Source organism: Peribacillus sp. SIMBA_075 (genome assembly GCF_046534585.1).
Map to the genome: position 1 here is coordinate 1 of NZ_JAWRYN010000243.1, position 348 is coordinate 348.

1 protein-coding gene is annotated in these 348 nt (G+C 32.5%); it reads left to right on the forward strand.

What is annotated here, in order from left to right; translation table 11 throughout:
- Positions 1–348 (forward strand): aminoglycoside phosphotransferase family protein (locus tag SB775_RS28070; RefSeq protein ID WP_410864433.1); only part of this gene is annotated, 348 nt, incomplete at both ends.

Genomic DNA, 348 nt, shown 5'->3' on the forward strand with positions numbered 1-348 from the left:
CTAGGATTCCCTATCGAAAAAACACTTATCTACTGGAAAGAGCTACAAACAAAATTAAATCAATCTCTTACTAACAATCTTACTTCATTACAGAAATCAGCCTTAAATCGTTTATTCGAAAATTTCTTTGCCAATATAGCTAAATCTACCTTTCAAAATACAATCATTCATGCTGACTTTACACATCATCACATTTTATTTAATACGCAGAACAAAACCATTTCAGGTGTTATCGATTTTGGAGATGCTCAAATTGGCGATCCCGCTTTTGATTTTGCTGGGCTATATTATGATTTCGGTCATGAGTTTACTACATCTGTATATGAACAATACAGTGCAGTTATTTCT